Origin of the sequence: Nitrobacter sp. (genome assembly GCF_047149785.1) — a bacterium.
Classification (GTDB): Bacteria; Pseudomonadota; Alphaproteobacteria; order Rhizobiales; family Xanthobacteraceae; genus Nitrobacter.
Genome location: NZ_BAAGBE010000001.1, coordinates 2,173,445 through 2,192,547, shown reverse-complemented (window position 1 = coordinate 2,192,547; position 19,103 = coordinate 2,173,445). Strand labels below are relative to the sequence as shown.

At 57.4% G+C, this 19,103-nt stretch carries 15 protein-coding genes, 1 tRNA gene and 1 pseudogene; 9 read left to right on the top strand and 8 right to left on the bottom strand.

Annotated elements, in window-relative coordinates; genetic code table 11:
* Positions 1–72: 72 nt before the first annotated feature.
* Positions 73–864 carry a lytic transglycosylase domain-containing protein gene (locus ACMDCM_RS10080; RefSeq protein WP_412773435.1) on the bottom strand — a complete coding sequence of 264 codons (792 nt, stop codon included), beginning with the start codon at positions 862–864 and terminating at the stop codon, positions 73–75.
* A gap of 223 nt (positions 865–1,087) precedes the next feature.
* On the opposite strand from ACMDCM_RS10080, the gene ACMDCM_RS10075 reads away from it, so the two are divergent.
* Positions 1,088–1,191: transfer RNA gene (locus ACMDCM_RS10075), tRNA-Arg, on the top strand.
* Between the two features lie 401 nt (positions 1,192–1,592).
* A pseudogene (locus ACMDCM_RS10070) lies at positions 1,593–1,817 on the top strand (CopG family transcriptional regulator); the annotation flags it as partial.
* 113 nt (positions 1,818–1,930) lie between these two features.
* Here ACMDCM_RS10070 and ACMDCM_RS10065 read toward each other — a convergent pair.
* Positions 1,931–2,233: a hypothetical protein gene (locus ACMDCM_RS10065; RefSeq protein ID WP_412774722.1), complete on the bottom strand. Its 303-nt coding sequence runs from the start codon at positions 2,231–2,233 to the stop codon at positions 1,931–1,933.
* Positions 2,209–3,078 carry a winged helix-turn-helix domain-containing protein gene (locus tag ACMDCM_RS10060; protein ID WP_412774791.1) on the bottom strand — a complete coding sequence of 290 codons (870 nt, stop codon included), beginning with the start codon at positions 3,076–3,078 and terminating at the stop codon, positions 2,209–2,211. Before ACMDCM_RS10060 ends, ACMDCM_RS10065 begins: the two co-directional genes overlap by 25 nt.
* 116 nt (positions 3,079–3,194) lie before the next feature.
* Here ACMDCM_RS10060 and ACMDCM_RS10055 point away from each other — a divergent pair, with 116 nt between their 5' ends.
* The 5 genes from ACMDCM_RS10055 (at position 3,195) to ACMDCM_RS10035 (ending at position 9,556) form a co-directional block, all read left to right on the top strand.
* A complete protein-coding gene (locus tag ACMDCM_RS10055; RefSeq protein ID WP_412773434.1) occupies positions 3,195–5,510 on the top strand; it encodes a TonB-dependent receptor in 2,316 nt (771 codons plus the stop codon).
* A gap of 32 nt (positions 5,511–5,542) precedes the next feature.
* Complete coding sequence (locus ACMDCM_RS10050; protein ID WP_412773433.1) at positions 5,543–6,625, top strand: ABC transporter substrate-binding protein; 1,083 nt, start codon at positions 5,543–5,545, stop codon at positions 6,623–6,625.
* A gap of 65 nt (positions 6,626–6,690) precedes the next feature.
* Positions 6,691–7,797 carry an AAA family ATPase gene (locus ACMDCM_RS10045; protein WP_412773432.1) on the top strand — a complete coding sequence of 369 codons (1,107 nt, stop codon included), beginning with the start codon at positions 6,691–6,693 and terminating at the stop codon, positions 7,795–7,797.
* Between the two features lie 179 nt (positions 7,798–7,976).
* Positions 7,977–8,219 (top strand): class I tRNA ligase family protein, encoded by a 243-nt coding sequence (locus ACMDCM_RS10040; RefSeq protein ID WP_412774721.1) that lies wholly within the window; start codon positions 7,977–7,979, stop codon positions 8,217–8,219.
* 149 nt (positions 8,220–8,368) lie between these two features.
* Positions 8,369–9,556, top strand: a complete 1,188-nt coding sequence (locus ACMDCM_RS10035; RefSeq protein WP_412773431.1) for an FAD-binding domain — start codon at positions 8,369–8,371, stop codon at positions 9,554–9,556.
* Positions 9,557–9,731: 175 nt separating this feature from the next.
* Here ACMDCM_RS10035 and ACMDCM_RS10030 read toward each other — a convergent pair whose 3' ends face one another.
* The gene (locus ACMDCM_RS10030; protein WP_412773430.1) at positions 9,732–10,493 is read right to left on the bottom strand and encodes a Crp/Fnr family transcriptional regulator; all 762 of its coding nucleotides are present in this window, start codon (positions 10,491–10,493) and stop codon (positions 9,732–9,734) included.
* Positions 10,494–11,346: 853 nt separating this feature from the next.
* On the opposite strand from ACMDCM_RS10030, the gene ACMDCM_RS10025 reads away from it, so the two are divergent.
* The gene (locus ACMDCM_RS10025; RefSeq protein ID WP_412773429.1) at positions 11,347–12,702 is read left to right on the top strand and encodes an MFS transporter; all 1,356 of its coding nucleotides are present in this window, start codon (positions 11,347–11,349) and stop codon (positions 12,700–12,702) included.
* 468 nt (positions 12,703–13,170) lie between these two features.
* On the opposite strand, the gene ACMDCM_RS10020 is transcribed toward ACMDCM_RS10025, so the two are convergent.
* Entirely contained in the window at positions 13,171–14,376 is a 1,206-nt protein-coding gene (locus ACMDCM_RS10020; RefSeq protein ID WP_412773428.1) for a cytochrome c oxidase assembly protein, read from the bottom strand.
* Positions 14,377–14,657: 281 nt separating this feature from the next.
* Here ACMDCM_RS10020 and ACMDCM_RS10015 point away from each other — a divergent pair, with 281 nt between their 5' ends.
* Positions 14,658–15,347 carry an SCO family protein gene (locus ACMDCM_RS10015; RefSeq protein ID WP_412773427.1) on the top strand — a complete coding sequence of 230 codons (690 nt, stop codon included), beginning with the start codon at positions 14,658–14,660 and terminating at the stop codon, positions 15,345–15,347.
* Between the two features lie 112 nt (positions 15,348–15,459).
* On the opposite strand, the gene ACMDCM_RS10010 is transcribed toward ACMDCM_RS10015, so the two are convergent.
* The 3 genes from ACMDCM_RS10010 to ACMDCM_RS10000 form a co-directional block, all read right to left on the bottom strand.
* Entirely contained in the window at positions 15,460–15,921 is a 462-nt protein-coding gene (locus ACMDCM_RS10010; RefSeq protein WP_412773426.1) for a copper chaperone PCu(A)C, read from the bottom strand.
* The gene (locus tag ACMDCM_RS10005; protein ID WP_412773425.1) at positions 15,899–16,885 is read right to left on the bottom strand and encodes a cytochrome c oxidase assembly protein; all 987 of its coding nucleotides are present in this window, start codon (positions 16,883–16,885) and stop codon (positions 15,899–15,901) included. Before ACMDCM_RS10005 ends, ACMDCM_RS10010 begins: the two co-directional genes overlap by 23 nt.
* A gap of 286 nt (positions 16,886–17,171) precedes the next feature.
* Entirely contained in the window at positions 17,172–19,055 is a 1,884-nt protein-coding gene (locus ACMDCM_RS10000) for a response regulator (RefSeq protein ID WP_412773424.1), read from the bottom strand.
* Positions 19,056–19,103 lie beyond the last annotated feature (48 nt).

Here is a 19,103-nt window from a genome sequence, read left to right as displayed (position 1 = left end):
GGTCCGGACGCCGATCGGCGCGCTAAGCTATTGATCTGCTTGGCGCGGGAGGGGTCACTCTCCGACGCCTATTCACACGTCGTTGGCGGCAAGGCGTTGAAATCGTCGTCTCATCGTATCGACCTTGAAAATGTACGCCGCAACGAGATGGTCCCCGCATCGTTCGGTAGCGTTCATCTGGAAGTGACGTCGTGCGTATGCGGTGGCGGGGCCTCCGCCGCAGAGATGGATGAAGGCGGCAAGATCCTGCCTTTGCCGCTCGTTAGCCGGTACGTTGCCCGCCCGGGTGAGGACGGCAGCTACGTTCCGGTCCAAATATATTGATGCCAGCTCGACGGCATGGCTGGGTATGACGCGGATATAGGGGCCGAAACCACAACCAGTATCTTCGACCAATCTTGCTCGGATGCAGAAACGTGCGACCTCCGAATAGGCAGGATCAGTCATTTGGAATAGGCCGACGGCGCTGGATGCCGGCTGATAGATCTTGAAAGGATTGAAACTGAACTGCCAGCGCCAATAGGTCCGATCCACCGGATTGCCTGAACTCTCAACTTGAGCGAGCGCTGCCAACAATTCCGGCGAGATCGAGCGGGTCGCATATGTCCGAAACAATTGTCCGTAATGCCGCCACGTCTCGGCGGGCTCCTTGTCGAGTCTGTGACCGATGAAGAAGAACAACTCGGCCGGTTTACGGACTATCTGATAAATGAGGTTCGTCGTCACGCCGGTGGCGAGCACGACCGCCACAGCGCCTGCGATCCGGACAGATCGTGGCGCCTTGGCGATCTTCTGACACGCCCGCGTTCCGCGGCGCCGCCAGCGGCGCAGGTGCGAGGCGAAACGTTTTGATGTTCGGGACATACTGATCCGGGAGACAGGACCCCGGCAGTGGTATGGCGGAATGCCTTAACGTTTCCCAAAGTCGAAGATCGGGCGTGGCATCAGGTGACTACTCCCGGCCCCGAAGGATGGCCCGTGGATCGAGCCGGACCGTCGGCCGCTTCCGCCCGCTTACAAGACCAAGCCAACGTCCCGTTTCGTCGTTCTATTCGGTAACGGCAAAAGGTGGCATAAGTAATGCGCGGCGATGATTTTCTGTTCTTACGGTAACGAGCTACAATAATTTCAATGATCTTTCCCAGACTACGAATCTGGGGGTCAGGAGTTCGAATCTCTTCGGGCGCGCCAGTCGGGATAATAATGGGCACTCAGCCAATTGGGAAATATTGGTTGTCATATAGCCGCATACTAAACTGCGTGGCTGATGGGTGAATTATTCGGTCCCAATGTTAACCGACGATAACACGAGCATGAGTCCTAATTTGAGGAACTTGGCAATTTCTGTACCGCCGTTCTGGCGTCCCTTCTGAAAGGTAGGGGCATCTTGCAAGCTAATCGACCTGTTGAACAGGGCAAGCCCGGCGGCGACTAGAAAGCCGAGGGCATGGACCTAACCTGCAAGAAAAGAATGCGCGACAGCGAACAGCCGCGACGGCGATAACGAAGCATGAACCGTCAAAGAGAAGCCGGAAGCATGGCGTGCGCCATGTAGGTCGAGTATGGGCGATGGAATTAATCCCTTATGGGCATTGGAGCGCGATACGGGCATCGCCAATGAAGCCTTCGCCATCTTCATCCGCGCCTGGCTGACATCGACCGCGTCCTTGCCGGAAATGGCCCAGGCTGCCGCCCACGCCAAGGGCGGCGAGCGATATGACAAGTTTTTGGAAACGCTCGGGCGTCGACTCGCCAGGGGACCGAAGCTGTGTCAGGAGATCGGGGACGGTGTCGACGGATCAACGCCAGACCCATGACAATAATATAGCAACGCGAAAGTCGCGTCGGATTTATCGGATCCTCATGAACGCAAATAGACACCGGAATGGTGCTCGCATGAAGCGACTGTTGGGCGTTAGTTCCGGCGGGATCAACGGCTCGCCATTCCGACTCCGCTTCGAATACATATATCGTCACACGCGCCCAGCTTGGCTCTGGCTTCCATCCATCGGGCGTCGCGAGGAGAAATTTTGTTGCCCTTCTTATCACCGCCGGCAAGATGCGCCGCGAATGCAAGCTCGCTGGAAAATTTGTCGTATATACCGCGTTGGATCTTGTAAAAACGTTCGACGAGTTCCGCGCCTCGGGTCGTCAAAATCGCGCCACCGCGCCCGCGGTGGGTGAGAACGATTTCGTCCAGATCCCGGTTCAGCGATCTAATCCTCTTCTGCACGCGATAATAGGTCCAATCCGTCGCGCGTGCGGCGGCTGCGATTGATCCATGCTCGGCATCGCCCGAAGCAGGATCATGCTTCTTTCGCCGATCCATAGTTTTTCCGAGAAAAGCGCCAGATAGACATGAACTGATAGCGGGACCGAATTTACGATCGTCGATTTCGTCGCCTGCGCCCGACGTTTGGAGTTTTCAGTTTTAGGCGGCGAAAGTTGTCTCCAGCGGTCATATTCCATCAAATGTCGCGGCATTTGCGGGTCGCTGCCTATAAGCTTCTCAATTTCACGCAGGTCCTCGGCGAAGACTCGTCGAATACCTTCGTCAATCATTCTGTACTGTTGCAGCAGCGCCAGACCTTTGCCCGTCACAAAGGCGCCTCCCGAACGTCCCCGTTTAAGGACGATGATGCCTCCAAAGTCTTCATTGATGCAGCGAACCATCCTCCGCAGGAAAGGCGGATCGGCTTTCATAACGCGCGCGGCCGCGGAGACCGACCCGAATGTGGCGACAGCCTCGAGAAGCGAGGCTATATAGCCGCCGATGCCGGAGCAATACGCGGCTGGCTTCGTGAATTCGAGACGCAGAAATGTGTTCAGGGGCATCCGTCGCTTTCTTTTCGCGCAGCCGCATCCGAAAATAGTGTGATTTTTTCCATTTACATCCGGAATTCCAACCCTAATGTCACGCGGTATCTCATCAAATATAGCGATTTGGGGATCTTCGGGGAGACCGGCGTGGCGGAAGATAGACGGCAGCGCGAATAGAGCAGCATAGCGGTTCTCCGCAGATTCGCCCTTTGTCAGGTGGGTTGCGGTCGGTGAGAGACGCTGAATAGACGCATTCACTCTCCGCTCGCAGTAAAGCGTCCAATCGAAATCCAGCTAGCGAAGAGGCCGCGACCATGTCGTGCGCCGGCGGACAAGCGCGCCCGCAAGATAGTGCATGAAGAAGGGGGACTTCGGTGCTTAAATCTCAAGAACGGCAGGCGCGGGGCGCCGTGCTTCTTTGTGCGACGGCAATGAGCCTGCTTTTTTCCAGAGCGGCAGTCAGTCAGGAACAGCAATCGCAGCCTGCGTTACCGCCCGTCGTTGTCGAGCCGCCGGCTCATCGGCCGGCGTCGGTGATCCCACGATCGGCTTCGAATCAACACGCAAAGCCGCGGCGAGCCCGGCGGGGGGAGCACCGGCGGATGCCGCCGGTCGATGTGGCCGCGCAGCAGGCCGCAGCGGCGGCGGAAGCCTATCGCACGCGCGAGGGCAGCGAGGCGCAAGGCTACCGGCCCGCGACAGTCACCAACTTCGGCCCGTTCGGGCAGAAGCCGATTCTTGATGTCCCATACTCGGTCAACGTGCTGTCGACAGATTTCCTTGAAAACCGACTTGCCGCCCAGCCGCAAGACGCTTTCAAGTACAGTCCCGTAGCCGGACCACCCACCTCGTTCGCCGGATATGGATCTCCATCTACAATGTTGCGAGGCTTCGCTTTAACCGCCAAAGCCATCGATGGGATGAGGGATGGTTTCTCTGGGATAACGCCGTTGGAGGACAAAGAACGCGTCGAGGTGCTGACTGGCCTGACAGGCTTTCTCTACGGCGGCACCGATGTCGGCGGAATGGTCAATTTTGTCTACAAGAAGCCGACGCCGATTCCCTATTACAGCCTGACTGTTGGAGACTACGGCTATCTGCAGGGCTTTACGCACCTCGATATCGGCGGCCCCATCGACAAGGAAGGGAAGTTCGGTTACCGGCTCAACATTGTCGGTCAGGACGGTTCGACGCCAGTCGATTTCCAGTCGATCCGGCGGGGGCTGATCACCGGCGCTTTCACATGGAACATCACTCCCGATACAAAGCTCGAGTTCGTTGGGTCACATCAGGACCAGTTGATTCGGGGAGTCACCCCAACTTGGTATCCCGGCGGCGATTTCGACTACACTCGTGTTCCGGATCCACATAAGCTGTGGCTGCAACAATGGGCCAGCACCTCAGACACGGTTGACCGGGCCCAGGTTTCATTCTCATCGCATCTCAACGATGTCATATCTGTTCGGGCCGCGTATTCGTTTGAGACCAGCTTGGACCGCGGGGCGCCTTACGGACAAAACTATTGGGACGACAATCACGGTAATTACGATCAATACCTCTATTTTGGCTCGGCTTCACGAAACAATACGCACTCGGGCTATACGTTTATCGATGCCAATTTCTACACTGGCTCCGTCGAACACAAACTTACATTCGGCGCTTACGGCAACTCGACATCCCTCGACATGCAAGCGGGGAATACCGACTTTATTGACCCCGTTTTCAATATTGGAGCAGGGCCGGTCTATATTAATCAACCTCCATTTCCACCGAATGCGGCTTCGACTTCATATTATGGGACCTGGTACAAATTTTATACTGTCACTCAAACCAATATGATTATTGGCGACGACATCAGGTTCAACGATCAGTGGTCCGCACTGATTGGGGGAAATTACGCGAGGATTGCCGAAACGGACTTCAACAGGACTCCGCCTTTCGCATTGCAATCTGATCAAGCCCAAACGAAGCTGACGCCCACCGCATCTCTGGTTTTTAAGCCTGTTTCGTGGGCTTCGACCTACGTCACATACAGCCAGTCTTTTCAGCAGGGCGCAATCGTGCCGGCGCTTCCTACGTTTACAAACGCAGGCCAGATTCTGCCTCCATACCTCAGCGACGAGTATGAACTCGGGGCCAAGGCCAACGTCGGCGGGATGCTGCTGACTGGAGCTCTGTTCCAGATCAACAAAGCCAATCAGTTTGTTCAAAATAATGGGGACGGCACGCTGACATACGTTCAGGACGGACGCGAAATACACAAGGGCATCGAACTCACCGCGACCGGCAAGATCATGCCGGATCTGCGAGTCCTGGGCAGTGTCACGCTGATGGACTCGCGCGTGGTGCAAACCTCAAGTCCGATTACTGACGATAAACGCCCGGTCGGCGTCTCGGACCGGATGGCGAAAATGACGATGGAGTATGATCTGCCATTTATCCCGGGATTGACGTTGACCGGTGGCGTTTATTACTACGGTCCGCAGGCGGTCGATCAGATCAACTCGGCATTCATCAAGTCATATGTCACCGAGGATCTCGGACTGCGTTATCGGACCAGGATCCCCTCGGGCCAGGAGTTGATCTTGCGGATGAACGTCGCCAACCTGACGGATCATGCATACTGGATGACTCCTAATTTGGTTGGCGCACCCCGAACCATCTCGTTTTCCGGTCAGGTCAAGTTTTGATCGGTACATGGGTCATGGGATAAAGGCAGGACATGGTGGGAAACGGACCCGGCGTTTCACTTCTCTTTGTCGCCGTTGGTCTGTTCGGCATGATTGTCGGCGCGGTCCCGCCGCACGTTACGAGAAGTTCTGTTGCGTCCGGCGCATCGATGGCTCGCGCCGATACGCCGCATTCCGGGTTTGAAGGCGCGCGTCGCGTGGCGGTTCTCGCACCGGTTCTCACATCCTATGCCGCGATCGATCAAGGCCTTGATCATGTGGCGGCCGTTTCGAAGTTCGTGCGCCGGAGGACCGAGAAGGGTCTCTTCGGACAGTTTTTTCCGCAGATCGCGATATTGCCGCTGGTCGGGGTCAATGGGGCCATTCCCGATCCCGAGCTGGTATTGCACGTCAATCCTGACGCCGTTATTGCCTGGCAGAGCCAGTCCGAACCGCTGCGCAAGACGGGGTATCCGGGGCTCGTCGAGCTTGATTGGGAGTCGCCGGATCGGTTGAAGACGATATGGGACATTCTGGGGAGAGTGTCCGGTCGGAAAGCGCGCGCCGCCGGCCTGTGGCGGGACGCCGAGGCCAGGCGCCGCAAGCTGGAGGCCCTGCTGCCGTCCGGAGCGCCGATAAAGGTGCTGCCGATGGGGATGTACGACGACGGCAGATTATGGGTGGGCCAGAAAAGCTATTTTCTCAACGTCTTGCTTCAACAAATCGGTGGCATCAATCCGGCGGGAGAGATCCCCTATCATGGGCCCGCCGACCCCGAAGAGATCCTGCTTTACGATCCCGATGTGATCGTTTCTCCGGGCGATGATGCCGATGACAATCTCGGCAGCATTTACGGCAATCCCCTCTGGCAAGCGCTTCGCGCCGTCCGCGATAAGCGCGTGTATCTGATGCCAAGGACATCATTCAACAATGAGTTCGTTGATCGAACCCTGACGCTGGTCTGGCTCGCCGAAATTCTGCATCCGTCCTTGCCGCATACGACCCGCGCCGCCTATCGCGAGATTTACGCGCAGGCCTATCATCACAATCTTACGGATGACGAGATCGATGCCGCGCTGTATATAGTTGCAAATAGCGTATCGGCCGGATATGAAAGATTTCGTGCAGCGCCCTAAGACCACCGAACGACCCGGTTTCGCTCATCGCCAAGTTCTAACACCTGTCAGGAAGGACGAGCCACATGGACAACAGCATACCCGAAAGCGGCAACATGGCGGGAGCGGGAGTCTACTGGCGCGTTCAGCCGTGGGTTCATGACAACCCGGTGGCATTCTTCTTCCGCGAAGTCCAAGGCAAGCCGCTGCCGCATATTGTTCATGAAAAGCTGACGCTCGATAGCTGGTCGCTCGATTTGCTGGGTGAGTTCAGGAAGGCGCTCCACGCCAGCGAGATCTGGGAAGGCCAGCGCAAGAGCCTGATCCTGCGACACGACACCGATCTGATCTCCCTTGTCGAAATCGTGGACGGCTGGGCCGAGATTTTCACCGCCGGTAACGATGCCGAGGCGGTCGGACGTGTCTCCGCCGCCCTGATCAAGCAGATCGACAGCGGTGAAGAAACTCCGATGGTGCCGGTGACGTTCTGGGCGGCCGATCCCGACAAGTACCCGATGCCGTTCATGCGCAGACTGGAGGCGCCGCGCTGGGCCGAGCTGTCAGGTAACTACGACGGCAGCGTCGCGAAGGGAATGGAGCGGCTGTTCGCGCTCAGGTCATGTCCGAAGGAACGGTTGATTCTCTGGCATGGCCAGCCGGGAACCGGCAAGACCCATGCGCTGCGCGCGCTTTTGCGGGAGTGGCAATCCTGGTGCGATGCCGCGTTCATCACCGATGCCGAGCGTTTCGTCGGCGGCGCGCCGACCTATGTGTTCCAGGTTGCGCGTTTTGGTGGCGGGCGTGCTGGGGCGCTGGCGGCCAAGCGCAGCAAGCTCATTATCCTGGAGGATGCCGGCGAGCTGATGACGACGGAGGCGCGGTCCATGATCGGCCAGGGTCTGTCCCGTCTTCTCAACCTCACCGACGGCCTGATGGGACAGGGCCTCAACCTCATGGTGCTGATTACCACCAACGAGCCGCTTGCCACGATGCACCCGGCGGTCGTGCGTCCGGGCCGGTGCCTTTCGGAACTGGAATTCGGACCGCTGTCCGTGGAGGCGGCCAACCGCTGGCTGCGTGAACGCGGATCAGATATCTCGGTCGCCAAGCCGACACCATTGGCGCAGCTTTACGCCGCCATCGGCGGCGGCGGAGGAGCCGATCGAGGTGTCCGGAACGCAGCGGTTGCATGACCTTTAGCGTTTCCCCGGTTGTGCGCTGTCGGAGAATCGAGCGCATTGCGGCGTTGAGCAGGATCTCCTGGAGCTGCAATCCGAGCTTGTAAGGAAGTCGCGAACCGGTAAAAGCACATCATATTAAAGCCGATCGGAGGCCGTCGATCATCAATGCAGTTCGGGATGTCTGCGCATTGATGGGAGAAGGATCAACGATATGCCGGCTCCACCGCTTCAGACTGGTGCCGCGCGGGTTCGTTGAAGAGGTGAGGTGCCATGAAGATAATAAAATTATCGTAGTTTGGGCTTCGGAAAGCGGTGAGGATGCGCGCTTCCTGCCGGATCGATACGTGATCGGGACATGTCCCTGTTGCGGCTCGAGGTGTGCGAGGGGCGATCAATGCGAGGCGTATACCAACCCGCTCCCGCCTATCTTATAACGCCGTGTTCCGCGATTTCAGATTAAGCGGGGCGGCCCGAAAGTCGATGATTGGCAATGCGGGAGCGCCGGGGCAATTTGACCGACCGCCGCGGTTCGCTTCATACTCTCGGTCTAAGCCGGGCTCTTTCAGGTGGCTAACCGCGTGTGATGAACAATCGCAAGATTCTCATATCGGGTGCAGGTATCGCCGGCCCGAGCGTTGCGTACTGGCTTCGCCAATATGGTTTCGAGCCGGTCCTTATTGAGCGCGCGCCCACGCTGCGCACCGGCGGCTATCTTGTGGATTTTTGGGGGCTGGGATTCGAGGTAGCCGACAGAATGGGCTTGCTGCCTGCGCTCGACGGTGATGCCTACGACGTCGACGAGGTCCGCATCGTCGATGAGCACGGCCGGAAAGCCGGTGGTTTTAGCGCCAACGCCATCAGATCCGTGCTGGGAGATCGCTTCCTGAGCATCCTGCGCAGCGATCTGGCGCGGCTGATCTATGACTCGCTCCATGGAGAGGTGCGCACGATGTTCGGTGATACGATTACCGCCATCGAGCAGGATGAAAACGGTGTGCGCGTGTCGTTCAGGCACGCACCGGCCGAAAATTTCGATCTCGTCATCGGCGCCGGTGGCCTGCACTCGCCCGTCCGCGAGATCGTGTTCGGTCCCGAAGAGCGCTTCGAGAAATACCTCGGATACTACACTGCGTCTTTCGTGGTGACCGGCTATCCTCACCGCGATTCCCGCGCCTACGTCGGCTACGCGCCGCCCGGCCGCCAGGTCTCACGCTATGCCCTGCGCGGGGACCGAACAGTGTTCTTTTTTGTGTTCGCGACGGAGGAGAGATTGAAAATCGCTCCGCACGACACGCTGGCGCAAAAGCAGACTCTGCGCGAGGTCTTCGGACGGGACGGGTGGGAGTGCCCTGCAATCCTGAAAGCCTTGGACGACACAGACGATCTGTATTTTGATTCCGTCAGCCAGATACGCATGCCGTCTTGGACGGCCGGAAGGGTGGCGTTGGTCGGGGATGCCTGCTCTTGCCCCTCGCTGTTGGCCGGGCAGGGGACGTCGCTGGCGATGGGCGCTGCCTATATTTTGGCAGGGGAATTGAGCAAAGCGGAGGGCGATTACCGCGTCGCCTTCAAGGTGTATGAGAGCATGCTCCAATCCGTCATGGCCGGGAAACAGCGCTCCGCCGAGAGGTTCGCCAGTTCTTTCGCGCCGAAGACAAGATGGGGTATCTTCGTCCGCAATCAGGTCACGCGCCTGATGGCGTTGCCGTTTGTTGCGAAGCTTGCCATGCGAGGTCTCCTGACCGACCCATTGACGCTTCCCCGTTATTAGTTGCTGGCCCAACGCATCCGTACGCCGGCAAGTCGCTTCTGTCTTACGCCCACGACGCTAGAACACAGCTAGAGCCTTTCCGCTTCCGATGGAATCAGAGGCGGGACTCCATGATTTTGATTTGACGCATTTTCTTTACGCGAACCGGTAGCCACTTCGCTTGAAAACGCTCTAATCATCTCCGGGCAACCGTATTGGTGATCGCGGCGTCCTCCTCAGGACGGGAGTCGGTATGATCAGCCGAGAGCAGATGGCGGCGATATTCGCGTTCAATTAGGCCAAAACAATCGCAGCACAGCTTCGTTAATCCAACAGCGTCCTCCACCGTCACCCAGCCTCGCTTGGTTGAGATCATCCCTGCTTTCTGGAGGACTTCAAGGCACTCAGTCACGCTGGCGCGCCGGACGCCGAGTAGTTCGGCTAGCATTACATGCGTGAGCGGCATCTCGTCCTTGCCCAGAGCATTGCGAGCAACAAGCAGCCAGCGGGCAAGCCTCTGCCTGACACCATGGTAGGCATTGCAAGCTCCCGATTGCGAGGTCTGCACCAGAACGGCGGCGAGATATCGTTCCACGACTGAACGCAAGTGAGGGAGATCGTCGAGAATCTTCGAGAAATCAACCGTCCTGATTCGTAGCGCTTCGCCGTTCACCTGGACGGTTCTACGGTGCAGAGGCACAGTCTTAGGCGCCAGCAAGACCGGCGCGCCGACCAATCCTTCTGACCCGATCAACCAGACCTCAACGAATTCTTCGTGACCTACGCACGCTGCGACCGACACCAGTCCGCTTTCGACGAAGTAGACATGCTCCATCGGCAGCCTATGGTGATGAAGAACCTGATGCGGCCGAAGCGGAATACGCTCGCAAAGTCCGATAATGCGAGAGAGCTCGTCGTCTGGAATGAGACGAAGCAGCTTGTTCCGAACCTCTGTCACCGTTCGCTCTTTCGGTTGCCCTGCCCGGAGATAATAGGCGTAAGCATCAGCGACAAAGCGTAGAGTCTGTTGCGCACTCAGGCAAGGCTTGCCTGGACATAAAGCGGCAGCATCTTGCCGCGAGACGCTCGGCTGCTTGTCAGAGCCCCTCTCGCATCAACCTAAAAGCATGGGAATGCCGGAGTACGAAGGGTTGCAGCCACGTGCGATCGCGAACGCTGGATCGCCAGGTACGATAACGTACAATCGGTGGCGGCTAATCCGAGCCCATGTTCGGTTAGCCAGGCCTGAGCGCCCGCCGCGGCCTCAATTCCGAAAGCGGAGCCACTCTATCAAGGCGCTGCCGCGCCCGCCTGGCTCGCCGCCGCACGTCGGTCGCCGCGGAGGCCGGAGAAATCGAACGGCACCGCCGTAACGCCGGAAGCCAGCGCTGGGTCGCTCGCTTGGCCGATACGGAACGCGGTGCGATTTCGTACTGATCTGCGCTTCAATTTTCGTTGATATGAGCGGTGGCCATCAACGGGAAGCAAATGGTGCGTTCGCTCTGTCTTGACAGTAAAAGGGAGCAGTCAAAGGAGAAGCCCGAAACGTGATCCTCATCCTGCTGTCTACCTCGATTGAGGAAATTGCCTGGCAGGCAACTGAATCGACTTGTATAGATGCGTAGTACGTCGGCGTCTAAAAAGGCCTTTGCTCCGTGCCGCACGCGCCATCGGAAAAACAGTTCATGCCAGGGTCTTCCGGATCTGTGACAGAATAGAGGGGACCGCTGAGGACATATTCGAGACGGTCCAAGAGGTGCTCGAAGCTTCTTAAGGTGATACTCAGGCTTTCTCTTCGCGAAACAGATATCATGGATAAACGGGAATTTCGTGCAGCTGCCTCGCTTGCCGCAGTTTTTTCGGTAAGGCTTCTCGGCCTATTCATGATCTATCCGGTGCTTGCTGCTTACGCGCGCGATCTTTCAGGGGCAACGGCGTACAAGATCGGGCTGGCGCTCGGCATCTACGGCTTGAGCCAGGGACTTCTGCAGATACCCTTCGGTGTTTTGTCCGATAAGATCGGCCGCAAGATCATAATTGTGTTGGGACTCGCGGTATTTGGCGTTGGCAGTGCAGTCGCAGCCGTCTCAAACTCAATCGACGGTGTGATTATCGGACGGGTATTGCAAGGTTCAGGTGCGGTTGGCTCGGTCATCCTGGCTCTGGTGGCGGACCTTACCTCGGAAGAAAACCGGACCAAGGCAATGGCGATGGTGGGTATCACCATCGGAACCTCATTCATGATTGCTCTGGTCACGGGACCCATTGTCGCTGGTCTTGCCGGTATCGCTGGGATCTTCTGGCTGACGGCAGGTTTGGCGTTGCTCGGCATTGGCATCATTCTATTCATCGTGCCAAGCCCGCGTCGCCTGAGTCTGCATCGCGATACCGAGACGGTGCCAGCTATGCTGGGATCCGTGCTGAAAAATACGGAGCTGCTCCGCCTTGATTTTGGTATCTTCACCTTGCACGCCATGCTGACGGCGAGTTTCCTCGTCGTGCCGGAACTCCTGCACGAAGGGCTCAACGTGACGAGCCGCAGCCAGTGGATCGTCTATTTGCCGGTCCTGCTTCTATCCATCGTGGTGATGGTTCCGGCGATCATCGTCGCCGAAAAATACCGGCGCATGAAAACCGTGTTCATAAGCGCCGTGGGGATGCTCGCAGTTAGTCAGATCATGCTCGTTTTCAACGGCCACGATGTCTATGTTCTGCTCGCGGCGATAACGATCTTTTTTTCGGGCTTCAACATCATGGAGGCGAGTCTGCCTTCGCTCATCACAAAGACCGCGCCCCCCGACGCGAAGGGCACGGCGGCGGGGGTATATTCGAGTTCGCAATTCCTGGGAATTTTCGTAGGTGGCGCCGCAGGCGGGTGGATGCACCAGAATGCGGGCGACACCGGTGTATTCATACTATCGACCGTCCTTGCGCTTCTATGGCTGGCCGCCACGGCGACGATGGCGCGTCCTAGCTATTTGATAACGCATCTCGTGCGGATCTCTGAGGCCCAGGCCGCAAGCTCAGAGAGCCTTGCCGACAAGCTGCGGCAAATACCGGGCGTGGCCGATGCTGTTGTGATCGCAGAGGAAAAGCTTGCCTATCTCAAAGTCGATTCCAAATCCTTCGATCCAGCGAAGGTGGAAGAACTTACCAGCGCGGCTTAGAGCGTTTTCAAGCGAGGTGGCTACCGGTTCGCGTCAAGAAAACGCGTCAAATCAAAATCATAGAGCCCGCTTCTGATTCCATCAGAAGCGGAAAGGCTCTAGCTCTCATTTCGTCGGCGACTCCGGTGCACCTTAATTACGGCCGTGCACGCAAGAGCGGTGAACGAGCGCGATCACGCCAGCAAGCAAGGAAACATCCGGCATAGCGGGTTCGGCGCGCTGCATTGAGATGGCGGCTGTAAGAGACACAGCAACAGCGTCTACGGCTGCGAGATGTCATTGCGCGGATATGGCGAAGACGCGCTTTTTTGGCCGTGGTGGTTGGCGCCTGCGGCATCTCACATATGCCGAAGGCGTGGTCGGTTCCGGTCGTGCGGCAGACGTCCGATTAGGCATGAAGGGAGGGATCCGGCAACGGGGCTCGGTTGCCTTTTTGGTTAAGCTCCCCGGCAGAGCTCAGTTCTCGTCTCATTCCATTGAGTGGCCAGCCGTCGAATGTGCCGCCACCAGATGTTGTCCGATCAGGACGTCACGGGCGGCGGTGTGGCGTCCGTTGTTGATGTGATTGAGGATGCCTCCGAGAATCGTAAAACCGAATACCCCTATGACGAAACTGATCACAACTATAGCCATCGCCCGATTTTTTGGCCGCGCCAGGGTGATGAGTTGCTCGCCGGTAGTCGGAAACAACAGGGCGGCAGAATTCGAGGATGACCATCCTGAATATTTTGCCCAGACCCGGTCCTCATGCAGTCCCCATAGATGGATCACCATGATGATTGCGGCGAGGCAGAGCAGCGCGCTCGGAACCCAGATAATGAAACCGCCGGTTACCTCGTCCGTGAGCGAACTGATGCCGAAAAGCCGCTCGCCCATTCCATACGCCGAATAGAGGACTTCTGTTTTTATCGTTAAGTATGCGCCGACTGCGATATGCGAGAGGGACATGATCCACAACATCATGAGGCGGCTACCGTAGCCTGCCCCCGCCGGGAGCGGGCGAAAATCGAGGATGAACCCCCAGAACAGAAGTGCAGCGCCGAAAGTCATCCCATTTAAAGCCAATTCGATCGGCAAGCTTGTGACCGTCGCGTTTTGAAACGGCGGATAGAGCCACATATATAGGACCCCGATAGACAATGCCGTTGCGGCCGCGTTCCACCAAAAAGAATCGGCTTGCAGTTCGGTGTCATCGACTTCGAAAGGAGACGCGTTACTCGGCGTTTCTCTAGAAATGCCGGCGATAAGCGCTCTCCTGGGCATCGCGAGCACGATCAGGATAGGGGCTACAACGCCGAGCAGCAGATCCTGTAGCTGTCGCGCAAAAAAGAGTTGCCGTGCCAACGTGCCCAGCGGCGCCTCAAATGCCAACAGCACCGTTCCGATGCCGACAGCAAAAGCAGCGTGACGCCAGCGCCGCTGCGGAAAGTTCGATGTGGCACCGCGCGCTACTCCGATTGCGTAGATAGCGCAGACCAAGGCAGCCGCAAGAATAATGATGACCTGATTGAACGTCCGGCTATGCCAAACGAGGCCCTCGCGTGTGAACTGCATCCAACTCAATTCAGCCAGCAACGCGAGGATCATGGCGATTGCGCATAGCCACAAAATCGGCTTGCGAAGAAAATACGGCAATCGGCGTTTTTGAGAAGGACAGTCGGCGACGCTGGACAATGGCATATGCTCGCGCTGGTGATTGCAGCCCCGGACGCGTCGTAAACCCCGAAGTGGGGGTGAAGCAATGCAAATGCGGGTTAGCAGGCCAATAACACGGTCTTTTGATCCTCACCGCTCATCAGGGCTTTGCACTGATTGGCCTATCGCTTTACGAGGTGAAGATGTTCTACCCCTTAAATAGATCAAAGGGTACGACCCCGTACCGATAGGCGCGTCGAACGGCTGATTGGATCGACTGCCGCGGTTAATTGGGAGTTCACGTTGCGCAGGAGAGGTTCATGTCAAATCTGACGGTCTCGCAGAGACCGGATTCGTGGTGCTCGGTGCGCAAGACGATCTGTACAATATTTGCCGCTGGTCTGTTCGCGGCGCTGCTGATCGCGGGGCCCGAGGCAAAAGCCTGGAATTCGACCGATATGACCGGCGTTCTTCCGTCGCTCGATTTTACGATGACGCGCGCATCGGACGGCAAAACGGTCACGTCGGCAGACTTCAAGGGTAAGGTCGTTCTGCTCTATTTCGGATATACATCTTGTCCCGACGTTTGTCCGACAACGTTGCTTGACATCGGCACCATGCTCAAGACCCTCGGAAAGAAGGTGGATGATGTGCGGGTGTTGTTTGTCACGGTAGATCCCGGCCGTGATACATTGCCCGTACTGAAAAGCTATGTGGCCGCGTTTGCGCCGCAGGTCGTTGGTTTGCGCGGCACACCCGATCAGCTCGCTACCCTTGCCAAGCGCTATCGCGTTGCCTATTCAGTGCAGCCGGCAAGCAATGGTAATCCTCCCGAGGTTACTCACGGTTCAGCAGTTTATGTATTTGACCGGAACGGCGCGATGCGACTCTTGTTTACGGGTCTCGCGGCACCGAATGCCAAGCTCACCGGTATGACCGCTGACCTGCGGCAACTGGTATCGCAGTCCGGCCGCTTTAGCTTGTGGCAGTGGATCGAGGATACGATCTGATCGGCCGCACCAGAGCCTTTCCGCCTCTGATTAGATCAGAAGCGGGCTCTGTGTTTTTGATTTGACGCGTTTTCTTTAAGCGAACCGGTAAGCCACTCCGCTTGAAAACGCTCTATCGGTCGGGCCCTTTTACGGGGAAGTCGGCGCTTATCGTCGTGCCGTCTGCGAATCTCAAAATAACAGGCACGGTCCTACCGACTATGACTGTACTTTTTGGGTTCATGCACATCAGGTGATAGCTTCCGGGAGTGAAGTTCAAAGTGCCATGCGCCGGCACGGTGACGCTTTTGACAGGAAGCATCTTCTCCACACCGCCGATTTCCTTGCTCTGATGTAGCATCATCATGCGGCAGCCGATGGAGGACGCACCGGTCAGTTCGACGTTTCGATCAGTACCATTGTGCAAGGTGAAATAGCCGCCAGCCGGCCGATCCTTGATGATGAACCTCAGCCACGGCTTATCGATGGTGATACCGTTCGCAACGGCCGCCGTGCTCGCCGCGAAGATGAGACAGGCGAGCGCGGCCACGCCGCCAAGAACAATCGTTTTATTACCCCGTCCACGGGCTGGCATTAAGGGGAGGACCCATCTTTTTGGTGTCATTGGCAAGATTCCGTTCTTCCGACAACCGCATGGCGTTCAGGACCAACACGAGAGCGACCACACTCATCATCGCCGGTGGGATCCAGGTGATCAGGCCGCCAATGGTTTGATCATAATGCGCTCCAATATTGGGATAGATGCGCCCACAGAGATCGTAGAACGTATAAAGGTCATGTCGATTGAACACGATGATCGCGCCACCGAGAATTTGCGGGAACATGACCACCGTGGCAAGCGCGGCGCGCCAGCCGAACGATACGCGCGCCGGAGGCGATGGACGTGGATCGAGCACTAGGCACCAGAACAGGATGCCATCGATCACCATCGTCCAGTTCATCAGCGCAAAAAGACGCGGGTCGATCATGGCGTGGAAATGGATCGAGGGAATGAGCCAGAAAAAGAATGACCCGACGAACAGAAATGCCGCCAATATCGGCTGCTGAAGAATATGAACGATTCTGATTGGGATTCTATGCTCGACAACACGTCGCAGTGAGGCGGGCATACCGCGTTTAATTTCTGCGCCCGGCCAGCTCAGGGCAATCAGCAATGGCCCGAGATGATGCATGGCGACATGCTGGATACGGTTGAAGAAGAATTGATGTTCGGCCAGGTACTCGAAGTGAGTCTCGAGCACTGCATAGATCACGAGCATTCCGGCAAAAAAAGATACTCGCCGCAGGAGAGAGGGACGTTCAGCGGCCGTTATCGAAGTAACGCCGCGAATGTACCAATAGATCGTCAGCCACGCGGACAGGAATTCTAACCAGGAAAATTCCCAAGGTGCCCATAGCGGCAGGAGCGACGCATGGTTCCGGGTAAGCCACCACAGGATACATGCAGCTATTGCAATGGCGAAATACACGCTCCCATACGCCCCGACGGCTGCACTCGAAACGATAGTGGAGGGACTATGGTTTTCAGCCTGAGTCATGACGAAGAGCGGTTAGCGCTTTTGTGATCTTCGTGCAAGATCGGGAAGGTCGGAGACGTTTTCCGATCATTAAATTGTGATGCGGCGGCAAATCGAGCCAACGACGCCGAATATGCATTTCTGCGACGTTTTCAGCGGGCGTTCTCGATTCCGTGCGATGATCCGAAAAGCCAAGGCGCATGAGTTCGCATGCTCCGCGTCTTCAGAGGTTGGTCTGCGTTCGTCACCATCTTGGTGGTGGATGCGTTGCCGCCGCGGTAGCGCGCGCCACGGCGGTTCTCGATATTCACGCAGATTTTCCGATTTGAATCCCAAGGTCGCGTAGCGTGGCGATTAACCTCATTGGCTCGAACGGCTTTGTAAGAACCCGAACATGGCCGTCTGAACCAAACTGCCGATACACGCGCTCATCGGCCAGTCCAGTCGCAAGCACAATCGGAAGATCGGGACGCAGCTTGCGTATTTCCAGCGCCAATTCATCTCCGGGTTTGTCCGGCAAACCAAGATCGATGATCGCTCCTGCAAGCGAATCTCCAATGTCCTGCATCTTGGTCATGGCCTCCGCGAAGTTGCCCGCCTCCTCCGTAAGGCATCCCGCTTCTGTGAGTGCGTCGACGACAAACATGCGCAACAGCACTTCATCTTCCACGATAAGAAGGCGAGGGGGATCCCGACGATTGTCAAGGATTTGGCGAACCCGCGCGGCGAGCCCGCTGAAGGAAAATGGCTTGCTGAGCAATTCGACGCCCGGATCGAGGCGGCCGTCATGGACCAGCGCTGTACCGGCATAAGCTGTCATAACCAGCACCTTCAACGAGGCGCGAAGGCCTCGGGCGCGTTCCGTCAAGACCCTCCCGTCAATGCCGCCAGGAAGGCCAAGATCGGTAAGCAGGAGATCGATTCTCGTATTCCGTTTAAGAATATCGAGAGCGGATGCGGCATCGATGGCTTCCAGCACCGCGTATCCAAGCTCGCGCAAGCTTCCGACCGCATAGCTGCGGACATTGTCGTCATCCTCAACGATCAGGATCGTTTCACCTGGCCGGCCTTGGGGAGCTTGCATCCTTTCCGTCAGTGTTGCGCCTTGCCGTCCCGCGACAGTTTGGGGCTGCTGCGCCTTCGGCAGATAGATGCGGACCGTGGTGCCGGTGCCAGGTTCGCTGTGGAGCTTCACATGACCGCCGCTCTGCGCGACAAAGCCATAGACCTGGCTGAGCCCCAGGCCGGTCCCTTGTCCGCCTGCTTTTGTCGTGAAGAACGGTTCGAAAGCCCGCCTGAGCGCATCGGGTGCCATCCCGCTCCCCGTATCTGTGACGGAGATGAGCACGTGAGGTCCGGCAAGAGCTTCGATGTTGGTGGAGGCGTAGGCGGAGTCGAGTTCCACATTCGAGGTTTCGATAGTCAGCTTGCCGCCGGACGGCATGGCATCGCGAGCGTTGACCGCGAGGTTGAGAATCGCCGCCTCCAATTCCGCCGGGTCGACATCCACGCTCCAAGCATCGGCAGCGAGCGCCGTCTGTACGCTGATGGTTTCGCCAAGCGTGCGCTGGAGCAAATCGGACATCCCGGACACGAGCACGTTCGGGTCAAACACCTTGGGCTCAAGCGGCTTGCGACGGGCAAATGTCAGCAGGCGTTCTGTCAACACCGCTGCGCGCCGTGCGCCATGCATGGCATTCTCGAGCGCTCGTGCGAGCCCGCCGTCCGTTGCTCCGATTTTCCGCTGCGCGTTCTCAATGTTACCGAGCACTACGGTGAGCACGTTGTTGAAATCGTGAGCGATCCCCGCCGTGAGTTGCCCGATGGCTTCCATCTTGGCTGAATGCCGTAACCGTTCGTCGGTGGCCTTGCGAGCGGAGATGTCGCGAAGACTGGCAAGCCGAGCGGGGCGATGATTCCAAGCCGTCGCGACGGCTCGGATTTCCGCAGAGATCCGGCTCCCATTTGGCTGGTGTACGATGATCTCTGTCGTTTCACCGGCCAGAAACGGAATGCCGATCGAGGTGCCAACCAGTTCATCAGCGGGACGCGCGAAAAGCTGTTCGGCCGCGGGGTTGGCGAACAAAACGACGCCGTCATCATCGACGACGATGATACCATCCGCGTTCTTCTCAATAAGAAAGCTGATGTCGGTCTGATCGATATTGTTACTCGGGAGGAGGCTTGGCATGTTTTTGGTCGAAATCGCCTTGCAACATGGAAGACAGTCGACGTCCCT

Coding starts and splice junctions, on each gene's coding strand:
- ACMDCM_RS10015 (WP_412773427.1), top strand. CDS start 14,658: ATGTCAAATCTGACGGTCTCGCAGAGACCGGATTCGTGGTGCTCGGTG.
- ACMDCM_RS10080 (WP_412773435.1), bottom strand. CDS start 864: ATGTCCCGAACATCAAAACGTTTCGCCTCGCACCTGCGCCGCTGGCGG.
- ACMDCM_RS10045 (WP_412773432.1), top strand. CDS start 6,691: ATGGACAACAGCATACCCGAAAGCGGCAACATGGCGGGAGCGGGAGTC.
- ACMDCM_RS10050 (WP_412773433.1), top strand. CDS start 5,543: ATGGTGGGAAACGGACCCGGCGTTTCACTTCTCTTTGTCGCCGTTGGT.
- ACMDCM_RS10010 (WP_412773426.1), bottom strand. CDS start 15,921: ATGCCAGCCCGTGGACGGGGTAATAAAACGATTGTTCTTGGCGGCGTG.
- ACMDCM_RS10025 (WP_412773429.1), top strand. CDS start 11,347: ATGGATAAACGGGAATTTCGTGCAGCTGCCTCGCTTGCCGCAGTTTTT.
- ACMDCM_RS10005 (WP_412773425.1), bottom strand. CDS start 16,885: ATGACTCAGGCTGAAAACCATAGTCCCTCCACTATCGTTTCGAGTGCA.
- ACMDCM_RS10040 (WP_412774721.1), top strand. CDS start 7,977: ATGGGAGAAGGATCAACGATATGCCGGCTCCACCGCTTCAGACTGGTG.
- ACMDCM_RS10000 (WP_412773424.1), bottom strand. CDS start 19,055: ATGCCAAGCCTCCTCCCGAGTAACAATATCGATCAGACCGACATCAGC.
- ACMDCM_RS10035 (WP_412773431.1), top strand. CDS start 8,369: ATGAACAATCGCAAGATTCTCATATCGGGTGCAGGTATCGCCGGCCCG.